Annotated in this window: 9 protein-coding genes; all 9 read left to right on the plus strand. The window is 63.5% G+C overall.

Going from position 1 to position 9,077, the window contains the following annotated elements; translation table 11 throughout:
* Positions 1-3 precede the first annotated feature (3 nt).
* The 9 genes from GH664_RS09805 to egtD all read left to right on the plus strand — a co-directional run bounded on the left by GH664_RS09805 (position 4) and on the right by egtD (position 9,065).
* Positions 4-1,536: a YdiU family protein gene (locus tag GH664_RS09805; RefSeq protein ID WP_074423286.1), complete on the plus strand. Its 1,533-nt coding sequence runs from the start codon at positions 4-6 to the stop codon at positions 1,534-1,536.
* 567 nt (positions 1,537-2,103) lie between these two features.
* A complete protein-coding gene (gene msrB, locus GH664_RS23925; protein WP_034054008.1) occupies positions 2,104-2,544 on the plus strand; it encodes a peptide-methionine (R)-S-oxide reductase MsrB in 441 nt (146 codons plus the stop codon).
* Positions 2,541-3,761 carry a bifunctional alpha/beta hydrolase/OsmC family protein gene (locus tag GH664_RS09815; RefSeq protein ID WP_008647313.1) on the plus strand — a complete coding sequence of 407 codons (1,221 nt, stop codon included), beginning with the start codon at positions 2,541-2,543 and terminating at the stop codon, positions 3,759-3,761. The genes msrB and GH664_RS09815 overlap by 4 nt, the downstream gene beginning before the upstream one ends.
* A gap of 32 nt (positions 3,762-3,793) precedes the next feature.
* On the plus strand, positions 3,794-4,075 hold the full coding sequence (locus GH664_RS09820) for a DUF427 domain-containing protein (RefSeq protein WP_034053981.1): 282 nt from the start codon (positions 3,794-3,796) through the stop codon (positions 4,073-4,075).
* Positions 4,072-5,481: a mercuric reductase gene (locus tag GH664_RS09825; RefSeq protein WP_034053982.1), complete on the plus strand. Its 1,410-nt coding sequence runs from the start codon at positions 4,072-4,074 to the stop codon at positions 5,479-5,481. Before GH664_RS09820 ends, GH664_RS09825 begins: the two co-directional genes overlap by 4 nt.
* Before the next feature lie 17 nt (positions 5,482-5,498).
* Entirely contained in the window at positions 5,499-6,107 is a 609-nt protein-coding gene (locus GH664_RS09830; protein WP_008647302.1) for a sulfite oxidase-like oxidoreductase, read from the plus strand.
* Entirely contained in the window at positions 6,100-6,861 is a 762-nt protein-coding gene (locus GH664_RS09835) for an FAD-binding oxidoreductase (protein ID WP_042797684.1), read from the plus strand. The genes GH664_RS09830 and GH664_RS09835 overlap by 8 nt, the downstream gene beginning before the upstream one ends.
* A gap of 21 nt (positions 6,862-6,882) precedes the next feature.
* Positions 6,883-8,091, plus strand: coding sequence for an ergothioneine biosynthesis protein EgtB (egtB, locus tag GH664_RS09840; RefSeq protein WP_197022694.1), 1,209 nt, complete (start codon positions 6,883-6,885; stop codon positions 8,089-8,091).
* The gene (egtD, locus tag GH664_RS09845) at positions 8,088-9,065 is read left to right on the plus strand and encodes an L-histidine N(alpha)-methyltransferase (protein WP_034053995.1); all 978 of its coding nucleotides are present in this window, start codon (positions 8,088-8,090) and stop codon (positions 9,063-9,065) included. Before egtB ends, egtD begins: the two co-directional genes overlap by 4 nt.
* The last annotated feature ends 12 nt before the right edge of the window (positions 9,066-9,077 follow it).

Genomic DNA, 9,077 nt, shown 5'->3' on the forward strand with positions numbered 1-9,077 from the left:
GTCATGCGTGCGTCCACACCAAAGGCCGTGTCGGAGCCGAAGACGCCGGGGACGGGCCCGGCGTTTCGGCTGCCGTTTGACAACAGCTTCTTCCGGGACATGCAGGGGTTCTATGTGCCTTGGAAGCCCGAGCCGTCCCCGGCCCCGGCCTGGGTGCAGTTCAACGACGCCCTGGCGCTGGAGCTGGGGCTGGAGCCGGCGACGCTGAAGTCTGCGACCGGTCTGGCGTGGCTGTCCGGCGTGGAAATGCCGGCTGAGGCGGCGCCGCTGGCGCAGGCCTACGCGGGACACCAGTTCGGCCAGTTCTCGCCACACTTGGGGGATGGCCGCGCCTTGCTGCTCGGGGAACTCATCGACACGGCAGGACAGCGTCGGGACCTGGCCCTCAAGGGGTCGGGCCGTACGCCGTTTTCGCGCCGTGGCGATGGCAAGGCGGCACTGGGCCCGGCGCTGCGCGAGTACCTCATGGGCGAGGCCATGCACGCGTTGGGCATTCCCACGACGCGTGCGCTGGCGGTGATCCGGACCGGTGAGCGGGTGAACCGCGAGGGCTCGCCCCCCGGGGCGATCTTGGTGCGCGTGGCGGCCAGCCACTTGCGGGTGGGCACTTTTGAGTTCTTCGCGGCGCGGGAGGAGGAGGTGATGCTTCGGCGGCTGCTCGACTATGCCGTGGCGCGGCATGACCCCGCCCTCGCCAAGCTTTCCGACAAGCCCATTCCGATGCTGGAGGCCGTCTGTGAGCGGCAGGCGCAGCTGATTGCACGCTGGATGGGCGTGGGCTTCATCCACGGGGTGATGAACACCGACAACATGAGCATTTCGGGCGAGACCATCGACTATGGTCCGTGTGCGTTCATGGAGGGTTTCGATCCGGCCACGGTGTTCAGCTCGATCGACCGTCAGGGGCGATATGCCTACGGCCAGCAGCCGGCCATGGCGCAATGGAACCTGGCCCGTCTGGCCGAAGCGTTGCTGCCGGTTCTGGACGCCCGCGATATCGACGTCGTGGAACGGGTGGAACAGGTGGTGGCCGGGTTTGCCGTGCGCTTTGACCGGCATTGGACCGGGCAGCTGCGCGCCAAGCTGGGCTTGGCCGCTGAAGAGCCGGACGACCGCGCCCTGGCGGACGACTTCCTGCAGCTGCTGCAGCGGGAAAAGGTGGACTTCACGCTGGCGTTCCGCCTCCTGTCCGACGCCATCACGGGGCCGGATGCCGCACTGCACGACCTGTTCGGACGGGAGCGCCCGGCGCTCTCGGACTGGCTGGCGCGCTGGCGCCAGCGCATGGCCCGGGAGGGAAGGACCTTGCAGGACTGCGCCGCAACGGCGTGGTCGGTCAATCCCTTCGTGATCCCGCGCAATCACCAGGTGGAGGCGGCGCTGTCGAGTGCCGTGGACGAGGCCGACCTCGGTCCGTTCGAGCGCCTGCTGGCGGTGCTGGGGCGGCCGTACGAGACGGTGGAGTCCGCGCGGCCATTCACGCTGCCGGCCTCGCCCGAAGTGGCCGCAGCCCACCGCACCTTCTGCGGCACCTGATTGGGGTACCCAACGATTTCTGAAAGGAGACTTCGCATGACCACAACGAAACAGGAACCCGGTGTCCTTGGCGAAGCGGCCGCTCCCCTGGGTGTGACCCGGTGGGTGGACGCGTCGGGCCAGGCGCTGGAACACTTCGACCTGGACCGCATGCCCGGCCGGTTCAAGCTCATCTTCTGTTTTCAGGACGCCTGCCCGGGGTGCCATGCGACCGGCTTTCCGGCGCTTGCCCGGGTGGTCGACGCGTTTCGGGGGAGCGACTTCGTCGGGTTCGCCGCAGTCCAGACCGTGTTCGAGGACTTCGGTTCGAACACCTGGGAGCGCATGCTGGCCAATCACTCCCGCTACGCGCTGGGCATTCCCTTCGGGCACGACGCCGGTGACGAACAGGACGGCGCGGGTTCGGAGCTGATGCGCCGCTACCGCAACGGCGGCACACCCTGGTTCATCCTGATCGATCCCGATGGCAGAGTGGTCTACAACCATTTCCGAATCGACGCCGACAAGCTCGTCACCTTTCTCAAGCGGCTGGAAAACGAACCGGCGGCACCGGAGCCTGGGCCCGACATGTTGACTTGGAAAGGAGTGATTCAACTGGTGGAAACGGGCAACCCGACGCCACCGCGCCGAGTTGAGCGCAGCGAAGCCGAGTGGGCCCAACAGCTGACGCCCGAGCAGTTCCGAATCACGCGGCTCAAGGGCACCGAACGGGCGCACAGCTCCTCGATGTGTACGCTGTTTTCGCCCGGGATCTACCGGTGCGTGTGCTGCGGCACTGAACTATTCGATGCGTCGACCAAATATGACAGCCGCAGCGGCTGGCCCAGCTTCACGCAGGCCATTGCCCCGGGTCTGGTGGGCTATCACGGAGACAACAGCCACGGCATGGTGCGGGTGGAGACGACGTGCAACGTCTGCGACGCCCACCTGGGTCACGTGTTTCCCGACGGACCCAAGCCCAGCGGTCTGCGCTACTGCATCAACGCCCTGGCACTGGAGAAAGCATGAGCAGCGAAAAGGTAGGCTTCGCTGGCAGCAGCCAGGGTCTGCTGGTGGGTGTCTTGGAACGCCCGGACCATGCACCGTTACAAGCCCTGGCGGTGTTTGCCCACTGCTTTACCTGCGGAAAGAACTCTCTCGCCGCGACCCGCATCAGCCGGGCGCTGGCTCAGCAGGGCATCGCCACGCTGCGCTTTGATTTCACCGGTCTGGGCGAGAGCGAAGGCGACTTCGGGCGCGGTGGCTTTTCGTCCAGCGTGGCGGACATTGTGGCGGCGGTGCACTGGATGCAGAGCACGATCGGCATGCCTGCACTGTTGGTCGGACACAGCCTGGGGGGGACGGCGGCCATCGCGGCGGCTGCCCGCCTCGACGGCATACGGGCGGTTTGCACGCTGGGCGCACCCGCGACGGCCGACCATGTGCTTCGTCACTTCGGTCCGACCAAGTCCGAAGAGGATGGGCAGATCCAGGTCGACCTGGGCGGCCGGGCGTTCAGGATCGCGCCGGCCTTCATTGAAGAGCTCCAGGCCCAAGCCCACGAGAACCCGGTCAAGGGGCTTCGCGCGGCCTTGCTGGTTATGCACGCGCCAAGTGACGCGGTGGTGGACATCGGCGAGGCACAGGACCTGTTCAAGGCGGCCAGACATCCTAAGAGTTTCATCAGCCTGGACGATGCGGACCATCTGCTCACGCGCCCGGCCGATGCGCAGTATGCGGCTGACCTGATTGGCGCCTGGGCCTCGCGGTTTCTGCCGATGCGAGCCGAGCGAAACGATGCGCCGTCGGACCTTCGTGCGGGCGAGGTGTGGGTGGGGGAGCACGATCACGCCTTCTGGCGATCGATGCGAGCAGGTCCGCACCACCTCGACGCCGATGAGCCCAAGGAAGTGGGTGGTGGCGAACGCGGGCCCGATCCTTATGAACTTCTGCTGATGTCGCTGGGCGCCTGCACGTCCATGACATTGCGCCAGTACGCCAAGCGAAAAGGCTATGCGCTCAAGGATGTCCAGGTCAGGTTGCGTCATGAGCGCGCGCACGCGACCGATTGCCAGGAGTGCGGGGATCGCTCGGGACAGGTTGACCACGTCACGCGGCAGCTCCTGCTGAGCGGACCGTTGAGTGAAAGCCAGCGACAGGACCTGTTGCGCATCGCCGATCGTTGCCCCGTGCATCGAACGCTGGAGAACCATCCGGTGATCACCACCACACTGATTCGGGACTGATCCCAACCACACACAAACGAAGGAGACGGAGCATGAGAGCCATCTGGAAAGGCACCACCATCGCTGAGAGCGATGACATCGTGGAAGTTGAAGGCAACGCCTATTTCCCACACGACGCGTTGCGCCCGGAACATTTCAAACCAAGCGATACGCACACCACCTGTCCATGGAAGGGGCGGGCCAGCTACTACGACGTCGTGGTCGGCGAAGACGTGAACGCTGACGCGGCGTGGTACTACCCGTCGCCCAAGGCTGGTGCGGAGGCGGTGACCGGCAGGGTGGCGTTCTGGCGCGGTGTCGAGGTGCGGCCATGAGCGGGGAACAGAGGTTCGACGCGATCGTGATCGGAGCCGGTCAGGCCGGTCCCTTTCTGGGCGCGACACTCGTTGCCCGGGGTATGAAGGTGGCGCTCATCGAGGAGCGTGACCTGGGTGGTACCTGTGTCAATCGGGGCTGCACCCCAACCAAGACCCTACGCAAGTCGGCTCGTGTGGCTCACATGGCGCGCCGGGCCAGCGAATTCGGTGTGCAAACCGGGTCGGTCCAGGTCAACTTCAGGGCAGCGATGGAGCGCATGCAACGCCGGGTGGAGGAGGCTCGCTCTGGCCTGCAGGCCTGGCTGGGCCAGTTGGAAGGACTCACCATCATCAAGGCGCGCGGTCGCCTGGCGGGCCGTGAAGGCGAACAGTTCGTGGTGCTGGCCGGCGAGCATCAGCTGGTGGCGCCCAAGGTGGTGCTGAACACCGGCACACGTCCCTTTGTTCCGCCGGTGCCTGGGCTGGACGAGCTGCCGTTCCTGGACAACGAACGGCTGTTGGCGCTGCGTGAATTACCGTCCAGGCTGGTGATCATCGGCGGTGGATACATCAGCCTGGAGATGGCTCAGATCTTTCGGCGGCTGGGAAGTGAGGTTGCCATTCTGGAAACAGGGCCCCGCCTCACGGCCCGCGAGGACGAGGACATTGCAGCCGCTGTGACCGGAATGCTGACAGCGGAAGGCATCGAAGTGAACACCGGCGTGCGCATTGAGCGGGTCGGCAAGGCGGACAACGACGCTGGCGTGCGGGTGCAGTTGGCTGGTGGCCGCAGCGTGGATGGCAGCCACCTGCTGGTGGCCACCGGGCGAATACCGAACACCGACTGTCTGGGCCTGGAAACGGTGGGCCTGGAGGTCAGTGCGCGAGGCTACCTGGTCACCAACGACCGGCTCGAAACCGCGGTTCCCGGCATCTGGGCGCTGGGTGACATCAATCAGCGCGGGGCCTTTACCCACACCAGCTACCACGATCAGGACATCGTGGCGGAGAACCTGGCCGGAGGGCAACGCAGCGCCGCCGCGCGCGTCGGCATTTATGCCATGTTTACCGATCCTCCGCTGGCCCACGTCGGTCTTTATGAGGCCGACGCGCGAAAACTCGTGACCGAAGGGCGACGCATTTCCCAGGCGGTTCACGCCATGAAGGACGTCAGTCGCGCGAAGGAAGAAGGCGAAACCGTGGGCAAGATCAAGCTCCTCATCGATGAGGACAGTGGTCATTTCCTCGGAGCGACCATGCTCGGGATCCAGTCGGACGAGATCATTCAGGCGATCGGTCTGGTGATGGCCAGTGGCGGCACCTGGAAGTTGGTCCGGGATGCATTGCCCGTTCACCCGACGGTCACCGAGTTCCTGCCCACCATCATTGATCGACGCAAGCCCTTGACCGCAAGTTCTGGGTGAGCCGGAGGACCCACACCATGCCCATCAACCGCTCATTCAGCGGCCGCAATCGCGATGTCCACAACCACGGCGGTCGACTTCCGCCAGGACAGTCCCTGACGGAAGGTTTTCCCGTGCTGACTGCGGGCCCCACCCCAAAAGCCTTGGCGCTTGGCGATTGGCGCTTGACCTTGAAGGTCGGTGTGCGGCCGGTTCGCGTTTGGACCTGGAGCGAATTCCAGGCCCTGCCCCAGACCGAGCAGGTGGTCGATATCCATTGCGTTACCACCTGGTCGAAATTCGACACCCGCTGGCGCGGTGTGACGTTGGACACCTTGTTGCAGGCGGCCGGACTGGAAGCGCCCACGCCTTGGGTGTTGGCGCATTCTCAGGACGGCTACTCCACCAACGTGCCGTTGGCCGATCTGACACAAGGGCGCGCAATGATCGCAACGCACTACGACGACCGACCGCTCGCGCCCGAGCACGGGGGACCGGCACGCCTGTTGGTGCCGCATCTCTACTTCTGGAAGTCGGCCAAGTGGGTCAATGCGCTGCAGTTCAACGAGCGCGACGAGGCCGGGTTCTGGGAACTGCGGGGCTATCACATGCGAGGCGACCCTTTCAAGGAAGAGCGCTATGGATGAGGCTGTTGGTCAACACCGGCTGAGCTGGCAGACCGCACGCATCGATGCGTTGCAGGCACTGACTCCACGCGTCATGCGGGTGGTGCTGCGTCCTGACAGATGGGTTCGCCCGAGGCCGGGCCAGCATTTGGATGTCCGACTGACAGCGGAAGACGGCTATCAGGCACAACGGAGCTATTCACTCCTCTCACCTCCTCAACGTACCGGGCTCTATGAGCTTGGCATTGAGCGTTTGGACGATGGCGAAGTATCCACCTGGTTTCACGACAAGGCCCAGCACGGCGAAACGATTGAAGTCCTCGGACCGGTTGGAGGTCATTTTGTGCTTGACGAGTCGAACACACGACCAGCCTTGCTGATTGGGGGAGGATCTGGCGTCGTTCCCCTTTTGTCCATGGCAGCGCAACGCGTGGGTGCATACAGCCAAGCGCATACAACGCTGTTGGTTGCCGCACGCCATCTTGACGAAGTGTTGCTCTGGCCCACCCTGCAGCGATGGGAAGCGTTTACGCCGCGGTTTCGCAGCCGACTGGCGCTCTCGCGGGATACCTGTGCCCCGCGCGCACAGGACCACGTTGGCCGCATTGATGGAGCCGATGTTGCTTGGGCATTGCAGCAATTGGGTGATGTGGCGACCGAATCTGCGCAGGTTTTCATCTGCGGGCGTAATGACTTTGTCGAGTCCATCGTTCATATGGTCACCGGGCTAAATGTGCCCGAGGTCTCCATCCGCACCGAGCGCTTCGGAAGTTGACTCTCTTTTTTCTCATCTGCCGTGACACCTGAAGACATCCGCCTAACCCGATACGTCTCTGTCCGTTCGCGCAGCGAACGTCTGTGTGCCCCTCTGAGTGCCGAGGACCATGTTCCCCAACCGGTTTCCGACGTCAGTCCGCCGAAGTGGCACTTGGCCCACACCACGTGGTTCTTCGAGACTTTTGTCCTCGCGAAACAACAGCCGGACTATCGACTGTTCCATCCTCTGTATGGCTACCTGTTCAACAGCTACTACGAATCGGAGGGCGCTCACCTGGCACGCCCGCAGCGAGGGAGCTTGAGTCGCCCGACGGTGGCTGAGGTGATGGCGTATCGCGCGCATGTGGACGAGTCCATGCGCCGTATGCTGAAGGAACCACTGGAGCCCGCGGTCGCGGCCTTGGTAGAGCTGGGCATGCAGCATGAACAACAGCATCAGGAGTTGCTGATCACAGACATCAAGTACATCCTGGGCCACAACCCATTGCATCCGGCGTATGACCCTCTGGGCATCGGTCCCCAAGATGTGACGGCCGAACATGATGGAACCTGCCCACCACTGGACGATTGGCTTAGCGTCGAAGGGCAGACGATTCGCATGGGCCACCAGGGGCCAGGGTTCGCCTTCGACAACGAGTCGCCATCGCATTTGGCGCTCATTCAAGGAGTAGACATCCGTGTGGCGCTAGTCACCAATGATGAATACCTTCAGTTCATGCGCGACGGAGGATATCAGCGCCATTCGCTCTGGCATGCGGAAGGCTGGGACTGGGTGCAAACGCTTAAATTCCGTGCGCCGATGTACTGGCAGCCCGACCCTAACCAGCCTGACGGATGGGGTCATTACACGCTCCAGGGGGTGATGCCGCTGACCAGTCAGGCACCAGTCACGCATGTCAGTTACTACGAGGCACACGCTTTCTGCGATTGGGCGGGGTGGCGATTGCCCACCGAGTTCGAGTGGGAAGCAGCGGCAAGCCGGTTCGACTGGGGGCGTCGATGGGAATGGACGCGCAGTGCCTATCAGCCCTATCCCGGTTTTGCCCGCAGCGAGGGCGCAGTGGGCGAATACAACGGGAAGTTCATGGTGAACCAGCAGGTCTTGCGCGGAGCGTCCTGGGCCACATCGCCGGGCCACGCCCGTTTGACATACCGGAACTTCTTTCACGCTCCGTTGCGTTGGCAGTTCACGGGCATCCGTCCTGTTCGCTCGCGGGAGTCCGCATGACTGATCGGGACAGACTGACGGAGCATGTTCTGCAAGGGTTGACGCGACCACAGAAGGCGCTCTCATCCGCTTGGTTCTACGACGATGAGGGCTCGCGCCTGTTTCAGCAGATCATGGCGCTGCCCGAGTACTACCTCACACGCCTTGAGCACGAGCTGCTGCGCTCACGCGCGGATGAGCTTTCCCGGTGGATAGATCCTCGGTGCAGCCCGATCGATCTGATTGAACTGGGCAGCGGCGACGGGGCCAAAACGCTGTCGCTGTGCCAGGCACTGGCGCAACGTGAAGTGGATTGCATCTACAGGCCTATGGATGTGTCCGCACACGCCCTAGCGGATCTGAGCCGCCGCTTTGACACGTACCTCCCCCGCATGGCCATCGAACCGGTGCTGGGAGACTATTTCGAGCATTGGCCTCAGATTGCCGAAGGGCGACGCCAGGTTGCAATGTTGCTGGGCAGCAATCTGGGCAACCTCGACGAACACGGTGCCGTCAAGCTGCTGCAGCGGGTGCATTCGCATTTGCGCCCGGGTGACCTTGTGCTGCTTGGTCTGGATCTGGTCAAGGACCCGGCCATGTTGCGCGCAGCATACGACGATTCACAGGGCGTGACCGCTGCGTTCAATTTGAATCTGCTGACGCGGTTGAATCGCGAGTTGGGCATGGACTTCGATCTGACGAAATTTCGGCACTACGCCAGCTACTGTCCGCTGGAACACGTGGCCAGAAGCTTTCTGGTGAGCCAAGTTGACCAGGTGGTCCACAGCAGAACCCTTGACCGAGGGTTTGTATTCCATGCCGGGGAGACCATCTATACAGAGCAATCCCAGAAATACTCCCTGGCTTCAATCGAACACCTCGCACGCCGAAGCGGGTTTGACAACACCTGCACCCTGACCGACCCCCGAGGCTGGTACGCCATCACCGTCTGGCACCGGCTACCGTTCACCCCAACGCAACAAACGTCGACCTGAAAAAGGAGTCCT

It is taken from the genome of Thauera sp. 2A1 (assembly GCF_009469595.2).
In the GTDB taxonomy this organism is placed as follows: Bacteria; Pseudomonadota; Gammaproteobacteria; order Burkholderiales; family Rhodocyclaceae; genus Thauera.